Raw genomic sequence first — 17,125 nt, 5'->3', positions numbered from 1 at the left:
ATAGGTTTCCCGTTCGACTTGCATGTGTTAAGCACGCCGCCAGCGTTCATCCTGAGCCAGGATCAAACTCTCTGATAAAATGTTTGATTCCGGTCAGACAACACTTGGCTATCTTCCCGCTTTACTGTTTATAAAAAGTTCATTCTGTTGAATGATGATTCTTAAAGAATTTTCGAGAATCGTATGTGTTTCACTGTTTAGTTATCAAGGTTCTTTATTTTGCTCTCTTGCGACAGCTCGTTTAGTTTATCACGTTCGCTTTCGTTTGTCAAGAACTTTTTTAAGTTTTTTCAAAACTTTTTTCGAACTCTTTTGTGATTTCGTTGCTCATCAGCAACTCGTTTAATTTATCACATTCATCTCTGAATGTCAAGTACTTTTTTTCAACTTTTTTAATTTCTTTCCAATCAGAATCGACCAGATTCTATTTATTGAGAAAAAATCAAAATAAGAAAAATCCGCTCCATTTCGAAGCGGATTAAAGTATATCATTATGTTTTATTTGAGTCAAGTGTTTTTTCTATATTTTTAAAATTATTCAAAAAATATCTGCAAATACATTTACGAAGATATCATATTTGTAGAGTACGCTCAAGAAAGTATCCTGTTCAACCAGTTCCAGTCCTTTTTTTCCAATTTCAGTACTGCATAATACTGTCAGCAGCAGAAATGCAATCCATATAAACAGCAATCCCTTGGCAACGCCGATCATTCCACCCGTCACCCGGTTTGCCCCGTTGATCAGTGGTAAACCCGTAACTGCATCCAGTATGCACATTACTACCCGTAAGATCAGATTTGCCAATATATAGGATATCAGATAAGAGATTCCATTTATAATCGTTCTTGCCAGATATCCTGTAACATAATCTGCAAATGAATCCACAGCAAGATACTGATACATCTCCGTCGTATTATTCTGTTCCAGATTCTTCTGCAGGATGTCAGGAAGAGCAAGCTTCTCTATCGCACGATTCGAATCGTTTTCATCTGCTTCCGTGCTATCCTGCGCCTGTTCATTCATCTGTGTCTTTACCAGATCCTGACAGCTTTCCTGAATACGCGTATATACCGGAGTTTTTTCCATTATGAAATCGTTGATATAGGGATTCATCGCCCATGCGATCGCCAATGTAAGAAACACAAAGAAAAACGAGAGGATTTCTCTGACAAATCCTCTTCGATATCCCCTGTATCCAGTCAAGAGCAACACACCTATGGCAACAACTCCCAGCCATGTTATTTTCATTTTTCACCTCTTAACTGAATTTGATCACATCGACACCATTATCCAGTATCAGCAGATATCTGTTCCATCCAGTCTTGATAAAGTCACTGATCGTACCATCTACTGTTCCACTGTATTTTTCTACGCCTCTGCTGTTCATCACACAAATCTGTGAACTGTTATATAAAAGAATGCTTCCATCGCTAACCTTGATCGATGTATATGGAATGTTGAAATCTTTTTCAAACTTCATCGTTCCATTTGTCGAATACGCTCTCATCGTATATGGTTTGTCTTTATTTCCATTCTTAAATACAAGCCCGATAATATTATCATCATAAAATGTACTGACAATTTCTTTATCTACCTTGATCGTTGTACTTTCCTTCGGGATCTGCTGCCCTTTATAAAGTGTAAAACCGTCATCCCGGATAGCCACCGCACGATCACCACTGAGATACATGATCTGTGGCACGACTACTCCGTCATACGTATAGCCACTGACAATTCTGTCGTCTTCACTCTGTCCTACATCTCCAAAATTGTAAAAGGCAACATAACTCGTCGTCTGGCTTCCATCTACAAACTGATATGCTACCATCATAATGTCGCCACTGTTGGACACTGCCACATCCAGCGGATAACCCGGATCTGAAATGTGCGTCTGGTTTTCTGCGATCAGGCTTCCGTCTGATGCATAAAAATTGATCCATGTAGAATCACCACCATCAAGAATCGCAGCCACCATGCCGCTGGAAGAAATCCTGGCCTTAATGATATTATAGGACGTTGTTACGCTTCCGGTCTCTCCGTCTTTGTCATACATTTCCAGCAAAGTACCATCCTGATCAGCAATAACCGCATAATCATCATTCACATCCGCTACCGGATTCTGCATCTCATAAAGGCTGCTCCAGTAAGTATCCATACTGCTGTTTACCAAAGATGCCCCATCCGGGCTGTACCGCAGGATCTTGCCTGACATTTCAACATAATTGGTAGATACTACATCTTCCTGTTCACTTGCAGAAAGTATTTTGTAATTGTGATAACTTCTTTTTTCTATATAGAACAATACGAGAATCACCACGATCACAACTGCCCCGACAGTCAAAAGTGTCTTTTTGACCGCTGTTCGCCTGTGCTTTGTCAGTCGACTGCGATAAGCTTCTTCCGGACTCATTTCTGCAAGCTTTCTCTGTTCCTGTTCGAGTTTCGCTCGTTGATACTGCTGTTTTCTTTTCCTGTGTTTTCTTTTTAATTTTTTTATGATATTCGCCATTTTTATCCTTACCTTACGTATTCTGGTATTTCGTCTGGTCCGTTTTATTATAGCAAACTTTTTATGGCAATACAATTATCTGCCCGGGATAAATAATATCATCTTCTGAAATGCCGTTTGCCTCACAGATTTCTTTCACTTTTTCCATCGTTCCATAATTCGAGATACTGATCTGATAAAGTGTGTCCCCCGGACGGATCATATAAGATGCCTGTCCTGCAGAAGCAGATGATACTTCCCCGCTCCCATTTACACTGTCCGTTTTTTCGGACTGTTCTGCTCTTGATTGCTGAACGCGTCGTTCTGCTTTTCTGATATCAGACTCCTCTTTATAGATCTGGTTCTGTGTCTCAGTCGCCTGTGTCACTTCCGGTACAGGTGTTGCTGTCGGGATGATCGGCGTCGGCGTACTCTCTTTTTGTAATACGGAAGTTGGTGTTACCCGTACTTTTTCTGCTGCCTGCGTCACTGCAGAAGTTACTTCCGCAGCCGCAGAAATTGTTTCTGTTGATGTTTCCGCCACTTCTGTCCGGAAGTTATTCTGATAAAACTGTACTCCGACTGTCAACACCGCCAATGCCAGACACGCTGTTGCCGCATAAGAAAACACGGAAGTTTTTTCTTCCGTTTCCTGTCCTTCATCCCCATTCTTTTTTCTGATGATCTTTCGAAAAGCCTTCACTGCATCATCCGGTACGGACTCCCTCTCATCTGTACGGATATCCGGACTTTTTTCCAGCATATATGTCTGCATCTGTGTATTTTTCTCATAATAGATATAATAGCCATCCTGCTTTAGCATCCGTCCATTTTCATATCGAAAAAAGGCTTCTTCCCGTTCCCCCGGTTCCATCAGCATCAGTACTTTTTCTGCGCCAAAATGTTTCAGGTGGAATCTCTGAAAGGCCTCCGGCACCTCCAGTGCCATGGACTTCCGAGTGTAAAACCACCCCACCACTTCCTGTCCGGAAAAATATTTTGCCGTTTCTTCTTCCATTTTCTGCCATACAGAATCTTCAAATTCTATATGATCTTCTGCCACTTCTCCTCCATCAAGAAGCAACGCACCTTTTATAAACAGATATGCTGTACCCTCATACCATCTGATTTCCCCTGTAAGTACTGCCAAACGACCATCTTTCTCTGCCTGATTTTGTTCAAGTGCTGCCTTCCCCAGAAAAGTATATACATAATCTTCTATATAGATCCTGCATTCCTCTCCCGGCAGCCCTACCTGGCGTATATTTCTTGGCAGATTCCATACCCCTTCTTTTCCGTCTGTCTCCTTTTTTTCATCTTTGTAGATAACCTCTATCATATCTCATCACCCCTTCAGGCAACAGAATAGCATATGCAAACCGCAGAATTTAGCAGAATGTAAGACGCATTCGCAAGAATTTGGCGACATATTTTGCAGGGTGCATATTTTATTTTATGAGCGGATACAATAAAGCAGGACAAACAACTGCGAGGATTTTTTATGACTTTTTATATCAATGCAAACCACAGAGACTGTTCACGCAAAATCTCTGCACTACTTCAGAAATGCATTCTCGAATATCCCGGACAGTGGTCCGAACTGATTTTTCTCTGCATCGGCTCTGACCGTGTCACCGGTGACTGTCTCGGGCCCTATATCGGTCAACAACTCAGCACGCACCATTATCCGGGCATATACACTTACGGAACGCTTACGCACCCGGTCCATGCTCTCAATCTCATCGAAACCTGTCATACCATAAAGCAGCGTCATCCCACTGGCCTGGTCATCGCCATAGATGCCTCTCTCGGACAAAAAAAGCACCTGGGCTACGTGACCATTGCTCATGGTGCACTTCACCCAGGTGCCGCCGTTCATAAAAAACTGCCGCCTGTCGGTCATATTCACATTACAGGAATCGTCAATATCGCCGGAATGCTGGAACAGTTAACGCTCCAGACAACCCGCCTGTCCACAGTCATTTCCATTGCAGATCAGATCACAGGCGGAATTCTGCTCATGATTCCTCAGTCAGATTTTTTTATGCAAACTCTTTGATCTGTTTGTAGATGCCCTCTGCATCCAGTCCGTATTTTTCAAGAAGAGCAACTGCCGGGCCGGATTCTCCGAATACATCATTGATACCGATACGTTTCACCGGTACCGGTGCCTTCTCAGAGAGGCATTCGCATACAGCGCCGCCCAAACCGCCAATAACAGAATGTTCTTCTACTGTAACAACTTTGCCTGTTTCTTTGGCTGCTGCCACGATCAGATCTTCGTCCAGTGGTTTGATAGTATGAATGTTGATCACTTTTGCGTCAATTCCATCTGCTGCCAGTTTTTCTGCTGCTTCAAGTGCTGCTGCCACGCAGAGTCCGTTTGCAACGATGGTAAGGTCTTTACCTTCTCGAAGGACAATACCCTTGCCCATCTCAAATTTGTAATCCGGTCTGTCATTGATCACCGGAACTGCCAGACGGCCAAATCTCATATATACAGGTCCTACATGTTCGTAAGCAGCTTTTACCATTGCTTTTGCTTCGATATCATCAGAAGGGCTCATAACAACCATGCCAGGGATTGCTCTCATAAGTGCAAAATCCTCGCAGCACTGGTGTGTAGCACCATCTTCACCGACAGAGATACCGCCATGTGTAGCACCAACTTTTACGTTCAGTTTTGGGTATGCAACAGAGTTACGGAGCTGCTCGTAAGCACGTCCTGCTGCAAACATTGCAAAAGTACTTGCAAATGGAACTTTGCCTGTTGTGGAAAGTCCGGCTGCAATCCCCATCATATTGCACTCTGCAATACCACAGTCGATATGTCTTTCCGGAAATTCTTTTTTGAACATTCCTGTCTGAGTAGCTGCAGCAAGGTCAGCGTCCAGAACAACCAGATCTTCATGTTCTTTTCCAAGCTCTACCAGAGCTGCGCCATAGCTGGCTCTTGTAGCGATTTTCTTTACTTCTGACATAATGCTTCACCTACTTTCTCCAGATCTTCCATTGCCTGTGCATACTGCTCGTCATTCGGAGCTTTTCCATGCCATCCAGCCTGGTTTTCCATGAAGGAAACACCTTTACCTTTGACAGTCTTCATAATGATAGCAGCCGGCATTCCCTTGGTAGCCTTTGCTTCATCGAATGCAGCTTTGAGCTGATCCATATCATTTCCGTCTGCAACATTGATCACATGGAAATTAAATGCTTCAAATTTCTTATCGATCGGATATGGAGAGCAAACTTCATCTACTTTTCCATCAATCTGAAGCCCGTTATTATCAACGATCACAACAAGGTTGTCCAGTTTACGGAAGCCCGCAAACATAGCTGCCTCCCAAACCTGTCCTTCCTGGATCTCACCATCACCAAGAAGTGTATATACTCTGTAGGATTCGTTGCTCAGTTTTGCAGAAAGTGCCATACCAACTGCTGCTGAGATTCCCTGTCCAAGAGATCCACTGGACATATCTACGCCCGGGATATGTTTCATATCCGGATGTCCCTGCAGATAAGATCCCAGATGACGAAGAGTCTTCAGATCTTCTTTAGGGAAATATCCCCTCTCTGCAAGTGCAGAATAAAGTCCCGGTGCCGTGTGTCCCTTAGAAAGGACAAAACGGTCTCTGTCTGCTTTCTTCGGATCTTTTGGATCTACGTTCATTTCTTCAAAATACAGATATGTGAATAAATCTGCTGCTGATAAAGACCCGCCCGGATGGCCGGCTTTTGCAGCATGAACTGCGGTCACGATGTCTTTGCGGACTTCGTTCGCAATTTTCTGAAGTTCTAATTTCTCCATGATGTTCAATTTCTCCTTTTGATAATTTGAAGAATAACTATTTCGCTCATAGTTAATCCATAACACGCTTATGCTACAATTAATTCTGACATTAGTCAAGTACAAGGATATCCATTCATCAAATTCACGCTGCACCCTGACCTTGTATTTACGAAAATGTATAATATGTATTATTTGTCACCAAATACAGCTTTGTAGTCTTTCTGGAATTTTTCGATTCCGGCATCTGTCAGCGGATGTTTGGTCATCTGCTCCAGAACTTTGTATGGTACAGTTGCGATATCAGCTCCTGCCAGTGCACACTCTGTTACATGGATCGGATGACGAACGCTTGCACAGATGATCTGTGTATCGATTCCTGCAACTTCAAACATTTCAACGATCTGACGGATCAGCGGAAGTCCGTCTGTGGAGATATCATCCAGTCTTCCAAGGAATGGGGATACATAAGTAGCGCCTGCTCTTGCAGCAAGAAGTGCCTGGTTTGCTGTAAAGATCAGAGTAACATTTGTCTTGATTCCTTCTTTGGAAAGGACTTTGACAGCTTTGAGGCCTTCTACTGTCATAGGAATCTTAACAACCATGTTCGGATGGATCTTTGCAATCTCACGGCCTTCTGCAATCATACCTTCTGCATCTGTTGTGGTAGCTTTTACTTCTCCACTGATCGGTCCGTCAACGATCTCTGTGATCTCTTTGATTACTTCGTTGAAGTCTCTTCCTTCTTTTGCGATCAGGGACGGGTTTGTGGTAACACCACAGATAATTCCCATGTCATTTGCCTTACGAATGTCGTCTACATTTGCTGTGTCGATAAAAAATCTCATAATTGATTCCCTCCTGAGTTTTTGCTCTGTTTACTTGATAAGTTCATTATAGCAGAACCCCAAACAAGGTCAAGGGACTTAAAAATTATTAATAAATTTTCTATTTATAATTTTAGTATTTATAAATAAATCTATGCGTTTTTTAACGTTTTTTGTAGATAGAGCTCTTGTGAATTCCTGTTTTCTCAACCTTGTTCAAAGAATTCGCTCAGAATTATTATTAATAATTTTATCATAGATATTTATTTTATTTTCTGGTATTTGCATAAGCAGTTGTCTTGCGTGCGATCAGTTTCGGTGTATATTCAATATTATAAAGACTTGTCGGCTGCAGTCCGGTATAAAACTGATCATTCGTCATGATCTTGCGTATGATGATGTCGCAGGCGTCTCTGCCTTTGAGTGCAACAAAATGATCGATCGTAGTCAGGGAAAGGCGGCGGATGCCGGAATAAAAGATATCATCACAGCCAATCACCGAAACATCTTTTGGAACGCGGATCCTGGACTCTTCCAGGGCATCAATCGCTCCAAGTGCCATCATGTCGTTCTGTCCGGCGATCGCCGTGAATTTCCTGCCTTCTTTCAGAAGTTCCATCGTCAGCTGATAACCCATGGAATATTCCGAATCCATTCTCGGCAGTCTCCGGTCCACCGATTCATCTGCTGCCTTGATCAGCACATGTCCCTGCAACCCTTCTTTTTCATATTCCTGCACAAAACCATCAATTCTTCTGGAACGCTGCCACTGCCGTCTGGTCAGCGGCGGTGTGATAAATGCCACGTCTCTGTGACCCAGATCCAGAAGATGACGTGCCATCAGTCTGCCGACCATTGTATTATCCTGATTGATCGCATCCACTGTTGTCGTTTTTTCTTTGTTGCTGATAATAACAAGGGGAATCTTCCGTGCCAGCTCTTCCACTTTTTTCTGAAAATCAGGATGTGGATTGCATGCATAGATGATTCCCTGCGGATCCATTGTGCCGATCATCCGCAGATACTTCTCTTCCAGCCCGGCATCTCTCTGTGTATTGCAGATAAAAACACCATATCCTTTTTCGTTGGCAACCGATTCGATTCCCTGAAGAAGAAGGACATAATAAGGGCTGGTCAGTGTAGGACACAGCACAACGATCAGTTTTTCTTTTCTTGTTGTATTTTTGTTCTTTCGATGCGGCAGCTCATAGCCAAGTTCCCTGGCTGCACGTTCCACCTTTTCCACCGTTTCGGCAGAAAAAGAAACATTACTCCTGCGATTCAGGATCATAGAAACAGTAGCCTGTGAAACTCCGGCTTTTTGCGCCACCTGTGAGGAAGTTGCCTTCTTTTTTGCCAATCGTCATTCTCTCTTTCTGTATAGATGATACATCCGGATCAGAGATCCACTCTGCCCTCCAGTGCACGGAGCAGTGTTACTTCATCAATATATTCGAGATCTCCGCCGACCGGTACGCCACTTGCAATTCTGCTTACACGGATTCCGGTAGGTTTGATCAGCTTACTGATGTACATAGCTGTTGTCTCTCCCTCCAGACTGGAGTTGGTCGCAATAATGACCTCTTTGATCTCCTCTGTCTGCAGACGCTTCATCAGTTCTTTCAGACGAATGTCATCCGGACCAATTCCGAGCATCGGAGAGATCGCGCCATGAAGCACATGATATACACCCTCGTACTTGCCGGTTTTTTCATACGCCGCAAGATCTCTGGTGTTCTCCACTACCATGATCGTGCCGGCATCCCTCTTCGGGTTGCTGCAGATCGGGCATAATTCCTGATCTGTCAGCGTACAGCATTTTTTACAGTAACGGATTTTTTCTCGCGCGCCTGTGATCGAAGAGGTCAGCTGCTCCACCTGGTCTTTCGGCATGTTCATAATGTGAAATGCCAGTCTCTGTGCCGATTTCGGTCCGATCCCGGGCAAATGAGACAACTGCTCGATCAGCTTGTTAATATGTGTACTGTAGTATTCCATCAGAAAGGAAGGCCTCCGCCTAAGCTTCCAAGTCCTCCTGTGAGTTTTGACATAACAGCTGTTGATTCTTCTTCTACTTTTCGAAGGGCTTCATTTGTAGCTGCCACGATCAGGTCTTCAAGCATTTCGATATCATCCGGATCCACAACTTCTTCTGCAAGTTTGACCTTTGTCACTTCACGCTTACCGGAAATAGTAACTTCTACAGCTCCGCCACCGGCTGTTGCTGTAAATTCTTTTTCTTCCAGAGCCTTCTGGTTTTCTTCCATCTGGCGCTGCATTTTCTGCGCCTGTTTCATTAAGTTATTCATGTTGCCCGGCATTCCCATGCCCGGAAATCCTCCACGTTTTGCCATTTCAAAAATCCTCCTGATGATTGATTTTAATAGTTTATTTATGAAAACCGCCTGCGCGGGATTCTTGCTTTATTTGTTTGTAACCGGTCATTCCTCCGACTCAGAACCTGGCATTTCTTCGATCACAACATCCATATGAATATTTTCTCTGATTGCCTGGTCGACCGTGATCTGTGTCAGATTGGTCTGCTGATGGTCTTCTGCCACAAGCATATGAAGTTCGATACTCTTGCCAAGCTTCTGCTCTATGATCGTCTGCAGTTCTTTTTTTGCATCGGAATCATCCGGATAAAGCCTGCCAAGAGGGGTCTGAAATTCTACATATAATACAGGTTCCCCCGTCTCTCCATTGTATTTTGGAACAGACTGGAGTAACGCCTGTTTAAAAGCTGCCGTTGTCTGGCCAACGATCATCTTCCAGCTTGCCACGATCTTCTGCAGATCCTCAGGGGCCGCCTTTTGTGGTGGTTTCGGTGCTTCCTGCACCACCGCAGCTGCACTGTCCTGCCCGGAAACGCTCTGCACGACTACCTGCTGCACCGGACGTTCTTCTATCTTCTGTTCCAGTACACGGATACGGTCCAGAACAGAATCCAGATTGGTTTCCATCGCCGGACGGCAAAGCTTGATCAAAGCAATCTCTACCAGAACTCTCTTCTGTGTCGCAAAGCGGATCTGATTGGACAGATCTGAAAAAATGCGAATATATCGCATTAGGGTATCACTGTCCGTCATCTCACTCTCTTCTTTGAGAAGTTTCAGGTTCTCTGAAGAAACATCAATTGCCTCCTCCGGATTATCGGAAGTCTTGACAAGAAGAAGGTTTCGCATATACCAGGTAAAGTCTCCGACAAACTGACTCAGTTCTCTTCCTCCAACGATCAGTTCTTCCAGAATACGGATCGCAGATGTCACATCTCCGGCGAGCACCTTGCGAAGAAGCCTGCTGAACACTTCTGTATCTACCGCGCCAAGGACATCCAGCACTTTATCATAGGTCAATGTCTGACCAAGATAAAAAGCAATACACTGGTCCAGAAGGCTCAGTGCATCTCGCATGGAACCGTCTCCGGCTTTTGCCACATAGCGGACTGCCTTTTCTTCTGCCTCCACCCCTTCTACTTTCAGAAGTTCTGAAAGTCGTGCCGCGATCGTATCGATCGTAATCCTGTGAAAGTCATATCGCTGACATCTGGACAGAATCGTGATCGGAATCTTGTGTGCCTCCGTCGTCGCCAAGATAAAAATCACATAAGACGGCGGCTCTTCCAGTGTCTTGAGCAGAGCATTGAACGCTCCTGTAGAAAGCATATGCACCTCATCGATGATATACACTTTGTATTTGCCCTCTGTCGGGCGGTACGTCACTTCCTCCCGGATCTCACGGATATTGTCTACACCGTTATTGGATGCCGCATCGATCTCGATCACATTCATAGAAGTACCGGCCTGAATTGCCTTGCACATTTCGCATTCATTACATGGGCTTCCGTTGACCGGATGTTCGCAGTTGACCGCTTTCGCCAGAATCTTGGCTACCGTTGTTTTACCGGTACCTCTTGTTCCGCAGAAAAGATATGCATGTCCGATACGGTTCGCATTGATCTGATTTGTCAGCGTGGTCACAATGTGATCCTGCCCCTTGACATCTGCAAAATTATCTGGTCTGAACTTTCGGTACAGGGCAGTATAACTCATGAATACACTCCTCTCCTGTGCCCCGGGAATCTTTTATCCGGAAAATGTTGTCTTACCGTAAAATATCCTCAGGCACTAAGCCGCCGCAGGAAAAACTCCCGCGGCGGTCGTTCGTTACTGCTTACTCCGTTCACAGTAACGAAGTCAAGATGCATTCCAGATCACCTTCGGTGATAGCATTTTGCCTCGTATGTCTCGGGATTTTGCCATGTTCATGACAAAACACCTCGCGGGATACTACCTGTGAACAGTTACATTCTTTTTACTCTCTGTTATCAGTCTCCGAAGCTGATACCGATCTGCTTCGCAGCTTTGACGATCTGATCTTTTGGTGAAACCATTTTGAGTTTGCCCGCACAGTCTGCAAGCGGAACTCTTTTGATCTTGCCATTGATGACACCGATCATGATTCCATATTCTTCATCCAGGATTGCTTCTGCGGCACCTGCACCGATTCTTGTGGAAAGTACACGGTCATACGGGCACGGTTCGCCGCCTCGCTGAATATGTCCCGGAACGGTGACACGTACTTCACTTCCGATGACTTTGTTGATCTGATCTGCGATCTCATAGGAAACAGACGGATATTTCTTTGATCTGGCTTCCAGTTTTTCTTTGTATTTTTTCTTTGGAAGCTCTGCGTCCTCTTTGGAGATCGCGCCTTCTGCAACAGCAAGGATCGTGAATCGTTTGCCTGCTTTGTTGCGCTTTTCGATCGCAGCGCATACCTTTTTGATGTCATACGGAATCTCAGGGATCAGAATGATATCCGCGCCACCTGCGATACCCGCATGAAGAGTCAGGCTTCCTACTTTGTGTCCCATGATCTCAACAATAAATACACGTCCGTGGGATGTTGCAGTCGTATGGATGCAGTCGATCGCGTTGGTTGCAATATTGACTGCGCTCTGGAATCCAAAAGTCATGTCTGTTCCAAAGATATCATTGTCAATGGTCTTCGGCAGATGAATGATGTTCAGTCCCTCTTCTCTCAGAAGGTTGGCAGTCTTCTGTGTTCCGTTGCCGCCAAGGATAACCAGGCAGTCCAGACACAGTTTGTAATAAGTCTGTTTCATTGCCTCAACCTTGTCCAGACCCTTTTCATCCGGTACTCTCATCAGCTTAAACGGCTGACGGGAAGTTCCCAGGATCGTACCACCTCTGGTCAGGATTCCGGAAAAATCCTTTGCTGTCAGCATATGATATTTTCCATAGATCAGACCTTTGTATCCATCATCAAATCCATAAACTTCCAGATCTTCCACTGCGTTGGACAGCGCTTTTACAACACCTCTCATAGTTGCGTTCAGCGCCTGGCAATCACCACCGCTTGTTAATAAACCAATTCTTTTGATCATCGTACATTTCCTCCTTACTGTGCGTGCTGCGCACATAGTGGCACGTGCTGCTGAAGTTGCTCTTCCTGCAACATCGTATGTTGATTTCTATTATATAATACTTTACCCCTACTTGACAAGTATTCAAAAATCGTCTATACTTAAAGTCCGCGCAGCCGGGGAGATAGCGGTGCCCTGTACCTGCAATCCGCTACAGCAGGGGTGATGCCAATCTGAGGTTTGTCTCCTGTGGAGCTGCCCTTTATAAGTGGCGTTGACGTTTGGGTCTCACGCAACAGGAATCTGTGAACCGTGTCAGGACAGGAATGTAGCAGCACTAAGCAGAAGCTCTTGTGTGCCGTGAGGGTGCCTGGGCCGAGTTAACTGTAGAGGTAACGTCCATGGGAACATTTCGAAGTGCGGCGCGCGGAAAAGAAGAAGTTTCCATACTCTGATGACAGTGTTGTCGTCAGAGTATTTTTTTATGCAAAAAGACCGGATGCGGAAGGTTTTCCCTTCATCGCTGTTTCCGGTCTTTTTCTTTTGGGCTTAAAATTTAGGTTATATTTACAAAAGTCTGTCGGCTAAATTACAGACTTTTTCTTCATTTTTATTTGCAGATCTCAGCAACAACCTGGTTGATCAGCTTGCCGTCTGCCTTGCCTTTGAGATCTCCCATGACCGCTTTCATGATCTGACCTTTGTTTTTGGTTGCAAGTACATCCGCAAATTTTTCCTCCAGATAAGCACGGATTTCATCTGCGCTCATCTGCTGTGGAGCATATTTTACGATCACATCATATCTTGCCTGATATTCTGCACGCAGATCATCACGGTTTTCCGGACAGGTATCCAGCTGTTCTTTGACAGTTTTGAGTTCTTTCAGGATCACACGGTCAACCAGTGCTTCCGGAACATCATCACGGCATCCTTCATCGATCGCTGCTTTTTTGGCTGCAGATACAAGTGCGGAAACCGCATCCTTTGTTGTCTTATCTTTTGCCTTCATGGCAGCAACCATGTCTTTTCTTAATGCTTCCAGTGTCATTTTCAAAATCCTCCTCGTGGTTTGTTATTTATTCAACTGAAATAAATATAACACTTTTTCTGCAAAAAACAAGGGTGCTGTGCCTCACTCTGCCTGTTCCGCCTGTTGTTTTGCCAGCATTTTGAGACGTTTTTTCTTCTCACGTAATTCACGAAAAAAATCTGACAGCATCGTAGAGCACTCTTCTTCCAGAACGCCCCGGGTGATCTTTACTTTGTGATTGAAGCCGTCCACTTCCAGAAGATTCAACACTGATCCGGCACACCCTGCCTTGGGATTCATACTTCCGATCACCACCTCATCGATCCGTGACTGTACCAGTGCCCCGGCACACATCTGGCACGGCTCCAGCGTCACATACATCGTACAGCCTTCCAGTCTCCAGTCTCCCAGTTTCCTGCTTGCTTTGCGGATTGCATTCAGCTCTGCATGAGACAGTGTATTCTTATCTGTGTTTCTGCGGTTATATCCTCTTGCAATGATCTTTCCATCTGCAACGATCACGCAGCCGATCGGCACTTCTTCGAGCGCGCGTGCTTTCTTCGCCTGACGGATCGCTTCCTTCATAAATCGTTCCTGTTCTGTCAAAGAAATTTCCTCCAAATTGTATTATCGTTGTTCACAGCAGTTTCTGTGAACAGTCATGAACCTGCTTTCAGTATAGTAAATGCCGGTTGCAAAATCAATGAAGAAAAACTAGAATAAAGAGTAATTACGTAATTGTTCGCTGTGACATTTGCAGCGGCAGAAAGGAATCCTATGCCAGCAATCCATGGTTTAAATAAAACAACATTATTAGATTATCCCGGTCGCGTGGCCGCCACGATTTTTCTCGGAAGCTGCAACTTCCGCTGCCCGTTCTGTCAGAACAGCGGCCTTGTCCTGCATCCTGCAGATGAGCCAACGATTTCGGAAGAAGAAGTACTCTCTTTTCTCAAAAAAAGACAGGGCATTCTGGAGGGGGTCTGTATCTCCGGAGGAGAACCGACGCTCGCCTCTGACCTGGAAGATTTTATCCGCAAAATACGTGCTCTCGGATATCCGGTCAAACTGGATACCAACGGAACACGTCCGGATATTCTGAAACATCTGACAGAAAGCGGACTGATTCAGATGGCAGCGGTCGACATCAAGGCCTGTCCGGACAACTATCCGTCTCTGACAGGTATGCTGCACCCTGATCTGGATGCTGTCCGGGAAACTGTCGATTTTCTCCTGCACGCAAATCTGGATTATGAATTTCGGACAACCGTCGTAAAAGAGCTTCATAACGAAAATGATTTCATAGAGATCGGTCAGTGGCTGAAAGGTGCTCAGGCTTACTATCTCCAGGCCTACAAGGACTCCGAAGAAGTCCTGCAGCCTGGTTTCAGCAGCTATTCTCTCGAAGACCTGGAGCACTTCCGCGATATTTTACATCAGACCATTCCTGTGGTTGGTATCCGGGGAATCGATTAAACGATACCAGTAACCGCCCCTGCCACCCGGGATCTGGATCTGCCTGCTCTCTTTGAAATACGGAAATCCAAACATATTTGCCATAAAACGTTCCTGCTGATCATAGCCCCCAGGTACTCCGAGGACATGCTGCCCACAGTTGTTCCTGCACAACAGGAGATGTCCGAAATTATACGAACCATACTGTACAAAACGATTGTTGCGCAGCATACAGGCTCTTCGCCCGAGACGACACAGATCCTGCGGGGAGATCTTGCGGCAGTCCGTCAGTTCTCCATCCGCAAAAACTTCGCAGGGTGTTCCCGGAAGAGGCCTGCCCGACGGCGGCATTTTTTTGTCATGTTGCTTCGGAGGTATCGGAATCTCTTCCCTGATCTGAGATTCCTGCTGTGAAATCTGTGTTTCCGTCAAAGACTGTGTGTGAAGTTCCTGCACTTTCTCTGCCTCGCTCATTTTCTGCTTCTCTTCTGCTGTTTGATCTCTCTGTTCTTCCGGCTTTTCTGCTGGTTCCTGTTTTTCTTCTTCCTCCTTTGCCCCTGTTTCCTCCAATGTCTGCGGTTTCTCTTCTTCTTCCTCAGGTATTTTTGTCTCTTCTCTTTTCTCCGGTAAATCTTTTTTCTCTATCACCCGGAAATCACCCGGCCGGATTCTTTCATCATCCCACTCCGTCCCAAAAAATCCACCCTGATCTGTCGTAAAGATCATACCGCTCATTTCACTCAGTGCTTTTTCACTCTCTGCCATATTTTCTGCCGAAGTTTCCAGTATACATTCTGCACGGTTTTCCATGGTTCTGCATGTTCCGATCAAAAATCCATCCAGCAGTCCTTTATTTCGTACAAACCCGTACACTCTGCATTCCGAATCCGGCAGCAAGCCCGGACATTGCAGATGCAGTTCGATCCTGCATACTTCTCCCCGCACTTCTACCTTTACAAATCCGCAGTTGCTTCCTTTTTTCTCTTTCTGATACTCATATACATATGCTACAAAGCGCCGATACTCAGCCAAAAGCAGCCTCCTGTTTTTTACATCACTTATATATATGCGTCCTGCCCTCAAACATTCCTGTCGTATACAGAAAAACAGTATCCCGAGAATGTTAATTCTCAAGAATACTGCTCTCTTTCCAAAAAATATAAGCCTGCGGGATCCATTTTTTCAGAGTTTCCCACATCTCTTTTTTCAGTTCCTGTCTTGTCTGTGCATAACCGATACAGCCGGGAAACTGCGGGTAAAAGCCAACATACCCTGTTTCTTTATCCGCACGGATCTCATATGGTTCCTCCCACAGAATCTCACAGAAAGTCTCTTTGTCCAGAATCCCCTCGTGAAGCATCCGGCACATTCCTGCAACGCCTCTGTGATACAGCGGAAGCTGCAGTTCATTTACCAGTGCCCCCGTCTGACGCATGCTTTCATCAATCTCTCCAGTACGCAGCCATTTTTCATAAAGCCTGTTAAAACGACCGGACTGCAGTCCATAGACATCTTTCATCCAGTATACATAGTCCATAACCCGGCTTTTCAAGCCCAAATCGTTCTGTGCCATCATACAAAGCTGCGTCACTGCTTTTATCCAATCCTTATCCATCTGTTGCTCCCCCATACATCCTTCCGAATCTCGTTATTTTCTGCTTCTTTTACAGTCGGCAAATGTTTCCTTATTACGAAACATTATATCGAAATTCTTCTCTATCATCAATACATAGATATTTCTTTATTGCGAAATATTAGAATATGGAGAAATTATGATGCAAAAGATCAGAATGGATATGAGCATTGGCAGCAACATCCAGAAGATGCGTTACCAGTGTAAGCTCACCCAGGATCAGGTAATTGCCAAAATGAATCTGATGGATATTCCGATCTCCAAAAGCAGTTATGCCAAGATTGAAACCAACCGTATGAATATCAAAGTCAGCGAGCTGGTTGCTCTGGCAGAAATCTTTCACTGTGAAGTGGGTGACTTTTTCAAAGATTTAAAATAAATTTTGTCTTTCATTTTTTTCAGATATATTCTTTATCCATAGCCCAGTTTGCACTATCTTTTATTTTCGCATAAACCATTCTTATTTTTACTTTATTGGAGCATTACGAAACAATCTCTTATAAAGTCAAAAAATC

Annotated in this window: 18 protein-coding genes, 1 rRNA gene and 1 other RNA gene; 4 read left to right on the top strand and 16 right to left on the bottom strand. The window is 44.7% G+C overall.

Translation table 11 applies throughout. The features are described 5' to 3' along the window. From KQI91_RS15040 to KQI91_RS15025, 4 genes are all read right to left on the bottom strand, one after another. A 16S ribosomal RNA gene (locus KQI91_RS15040) occupies window positions 1-78 on the bottom strand; the annotation flags it as partial. A gap of 460 nt (window positions 79-538) precedes the next feature. Then, window positions 539-1,249 carry a CvpA family protein gene (locus KQI91_RS15035; RefSeq protein WP_216393575.1) on the bottom strand — a complete coding sequence of 237 codons (711 nt, stop codon included), beginning with the start codon at window positions 1,247-1,249 and terminating at the stop codon, window positions 539-541. Window positions 1,250-1,259: 10 nt separating this feature from the next. Beyond that, window positions 1,260-2,510 carry a DUF5711 family protein gene (locus tag KQI91_RS15030; protein ID WP_216393574.1) on the bottom strand — a complete coding sequence of 417 codons (1,251 nt, stop codon included), beginning with the start codon at window positions 2,508-2,510 and terminating at the stop codon, window positions 1,260-1,262. Window positions 2,511-2,571: 61 nt separating this feature from the next. Next, window positions 2,572-3,828 carry a LysM peptidoglycan-binding domain-containing protein gene (locus tag KQI91_RS15025; protein WP_216393573.1) on the bottom strand — a complete coding sequence of 419 codons (1,257 nt, stop codon included), beginning with the start codon at window positions 3,826-3,828 and terminating at the stop codon, window positions 2,572-2,574. Window positions 3,829-3,990: 162 nt separating this feature from the next. Here KQI91_RS15025 and yyaC point away from each other — a divergent pair, with 162 nt between their 5' ends. Then, the gene (gene yyaC / locus KQI91_RS15020; protein WP_216393572.1) at window positions 3,991-4,548 is read left to right on the top strand and encodes a spore protease YyaC; all 558 of its coding nucleotides are present in this window, start codon (window positions 3,991-3,993) and stop codon (window positions 4,546-4,548) included. Here yyaC and KQI91_RS15015 read toward each other — a convergent pair. From KQI91_RS15015 to KQI91_RS14980, 8 genes are all read right to left on the bottom strand, one after another. Further along, window positions 4,532-5,470: a transketolase family protein gene (locus KQI91_RS15015; protein ID WP_216393571.1), complete on the bottom strand. Its 939-nt coding sequence runs from the start codon at window positions 5,468-5,470 to the stop codon at window positions 4,532-4,534. The genes yyaC and KQI91_RS15015 overlap by 17 nt on opposite strands. Beyond that, the gene (locus KQI91_RS15010; RefSeq protein ID WP_256444118.1) at window positions 5,458-6,306 is read right to left on the bottom strand and encodes a transketolase; all 849 of its coding nucleotides are present in this window, start codon (window positions 6,304-6,306) and stop codon (window positions 5,458-5,460) included. Before KQI91_RS15010 ends, KQI91_RS15015 begins: the two co-directional genes overlap by 13 nt. A gap of 161 nt (window positions 6,307-6,467) precedes the next feature. Beyond that, window positions 6,468-7,124, bottom strand: coding sequence for a fructose-6-phosphate aldolase (fsa, locus tag KQI91_RS15005; protein WP_022388574.1), 657 nt, complete (start codon window positions 7,122-7,124; stop codon window positions 6,468-6,470). 247 nt (window positions 7,125-7,371) lie between these two features. Next, window positions 7,372-8,463, bottom strand: a complete 1,092-nt coding sequence (locus KQI91_RS15000) for a LacI family DNA-binding transcriptional regulator (RefSeq protein WP_216393569.1) — start codon at window positions 8,461-8,463, stop codon at window positions 7,372-7,374. Window positions 8,464-8,501: 38 nt separating this feature from the next. After that, a complete protein-coding gene (recR, locus tag KQI91_RS14995) occupies window positions 8,502-9,101 on the bottom strand; it encodes a recombination mediator RecR (RefSeq protein WP_216393568.1) in 600 nt (199 codons plus the stop codon). Continuing rightward, entirely contained in the window at window positions 9,101-9,457 is a 357-nt protein-coding gene (locus KQI91_RS14990) for a YbaB/EbfC family nucleoid-associated protein (RefSeq protein WP_216393567.1), read from the bottom strand. The genes recR and KQI91_RS14990 overlap by 1 nt, the downstream gene beginning before the upstream one ends. An 87-nt stretch (window positions 9,458-9,544) precedes the next feature. Continuing rightward, the gene (dnaX, locus tag KQI91_RS14985; protein WP_216393566.1) at window positions 9,545-11,155 is read right to left on the bottom strand and encodes a DNA polymerase III subunit gamma/tau; all 1,611 of its coding nucleotides are present in this window, start codon (window positions 11,153-11,155) and stop codon (window positions 9,545-9,547) included. 275 nt (window positions 11,156-11,430) lie between these two features. Next, a complete protein-coding gene (locus KQI91_RS14980; RefSeq protein WP_216393565.1) occupies window positions 11,431-12,513 on the bottom strand; it encodes a 6-phosphofructokinase in 1,083 nt (360 codons plus the stop codon). Between the two features lie 147 nt (window positions 12,514-12,660). Here KQI91_RS14980 and ffs point away from each other — a divergent pair. After that, window positions 12,661-12,922: signal recognition particle sRNA large type (gene ffs, locus KQI91_RS14975), an RNA gene on the top strand. Between the two features lie 180 nt (window positions 12,923-13,102). Here ffs and KQI91_RS14970 read toward each other — a convergent pair. Both KQI91_RS14970 and tadA read right to left on the bottom strand, forming a co-directional pair. Beyond that, window positions 13,103-13,540 (bottom strand): GatB/YqeY domain-containing protein, encoded by a 438-nt coding sequence (locus tag KQI91_RS14970; protein WP_216393564.1) that lies wholly within the window; start codon window positions 13,538-13,540, stop codon window positions 13,103-13,105. Window positions 13,541-13,624: 84 nt separating this feature from the next. Beyond that, a complete protein-coding gene (tadA, locus tag KQI91_RS14965; protein ID WP_216393563.1) occupies window positions 13,625-14,128 on the bottom strand; it encodes a tRNA adenosine(34) deaminase TadA in 504 nt (167 codons plus the stop codon). Window positions 14,129-14,299: 171 nt separating this feature from the next. Here tadA and KQI91_RS14960 point away from each other — a divergent pair, with 171 nt between their 5' ends. Continuing rightward, window positions 14,300-14,998 (top strand): anaerobic ribonucleoside-triphosphate reductase activating protein, encoded by a 699-nt coding sequence (locus KQI91_RS14960; protein WP_216393562.1) that lies wholly within the window; start codon window positions 14,300-14,302, stop codon window positions 14,996-14,998. On the opposite strand, the gene KQI91_RS14955 is transcribed toward KQI91_RS14960, so the two are convergent. Next, window positions 14,954-16,009 carry a hypothetical protein gene (locus KQI91_RS14955; protein ID WP_216393561.1) on the bottom strand — a complete coding sequence of 352 codons (1,056 nt, stop codon included), beginning with the start codon at window positions 16,007-16,009 and terminating at the stop codon, window positions 14,954-14,956. The two genes, KQI91_RS14960 and KQI91_RS14955, sit on opposite strands and share 45 nt — an antisense overlap. A gap of 91 nt (window positions 16,010-16,100) precedes the next feature. Continuing rightward, window positions 16,101-16,592: a type II toxin-antitoxin system HicB family antitoxin gene (locus KQI91_RS14950; RefSeq protein ID WP_216393560.1), complete on the bottom strand. Its 492-nt coding sequence runs from the start codon at window positions 16,590-16,592 to the stop codon at window positions 16,101-16,103. Between the two features lie 160 nt (window positions 16,593-16,752). Here KQI91_RS14950 and KQI91_RS14945 point away from each other — a divergent pair, with 160 nt between their 5' ends. Further along, window positions 16,753-16,989, top strand: coding sequence for a helix-turn-helix domain-containing protein (locus tag KQI91_RS14945; protein WP_216393579.1), 237 nt, complete (start codon window positions 16,753-16,755; stop codon window positions 16,987-16,989). The last annotated feature ends 136 nt before the right edge of the window (window positions 16,990-17,125 follow it).

This window comes from Blautia sp. MSJ-19, assembly GCF_018918125.1.
Classification (GTDB): Bacteria; Bacillota; Clostridia; order Lachnospirales; family Lachnospiraceae; genus Blautia_A.
Note: the sequence above shows the minus strand (reverse complement) of the source record. Positions and strands in the feature narration are given on the sequence as shown.

Excerpts from the sequence above, each read along its gene's own strand:
- KQI91_RS15035 (WP_216393575.1), bottom strand. The coding sequence starts at position 1,249 with ATGAAAATAACATGGCTGGGAGTTGTTGCCATAGGTGTGTTGCTCTTG.
- KQI91_RS15030 (WP_216393574.1), bottom strand. The coding sequence starts at position 2,510 with ATGGCGAATATCATAAAAAAATTAAAAAGAAAACACAGGAAAAGAAAA.
- KQI91_RS15025 (WP_216393573.1), bottom strand. The coding sequence starts at position 3,828 with ATGATAGAGGTTATCTACAAAGATGAAAAAAAGGAGACAGACGGAAAA.
- yyaC (WP_216393572.1), top strand. The coding sequence starts at position 3,991 with ATGACTTTTTATATCAATGCAAACCACAGAGACTGTTCACGCAAAATC.
- KQI91_RS15015 (WP_216393571.1), bottom strand. The coding sequence starts at position 5,470 with ATGTCAGAAGTAAAGAAAATCGCTACAAGAGCCAGCTATGGCGCAGCT.
- fsa (WP_022388574.1), bottom strand. The coding sequence starts at position 7,124 with ATGAGATTTTTTATCGACACAGCAAATGTAGACGACATTCGTAAGGCA.
- recR (WP_216393568.1), bottom strand. The coding sequence starts at position 9,101 with ATGGAATACTACAGTACACATATTAACAAGCTGATCGAGCAGTTGTCT.
- KQI91_RS14990 (WP_216393567.1), bottom strand. The coding sequence starts at position 9,457 with ATGGCAAAACGTGGAGGATTTCCGGGCATGGGAATGCCGGGCAACATG.
- dnaX (WP_216393566.1), bottom strand. The coding sequence starts at position 11,155 with ATGAGTTATACTGCCCTGTACCGAAAGTTCAGACCAGATAATTTTGCA.
- KQI91_RS14980 (WP_216393565.1), bottom strand. The coding sequence starts at position 12,513 with ATGATCAAAAGAATTGGTTTATTAACAAGCGGTGGTGATTGCCAGGCG.
- KQI91_RS14970 (WP_216393564.1), bottom strand. The coding sequence starts at position 13,540 with ATGACACTGGAAGCATTAAGAAAAGACATGGTTGCTGCCATGAAGGCA.
- KQI91_RS14960 (WP_216393562.1), top strand. The coding sequence starts at position 14,300 with ATGCCAGCAATCCATGGTTTAAATAAAACAACATTATTAGATTATCCC.
- KQI91_RS14950 (WP_216393560.1), bottom strand. The coding sequence starts at position 16,592 with ATGGATAAGGATTGGATAAAAGCAGTGACGCAGCTTTGTATGATGGCA.
- KQI91_RS14945 (WP_216393579.1), top strand. The coding sequence starts at position 16,753 with ATGCAAAAGATCAGAATGGATATGAGCATTGGCAGCAACATCCAGAAG.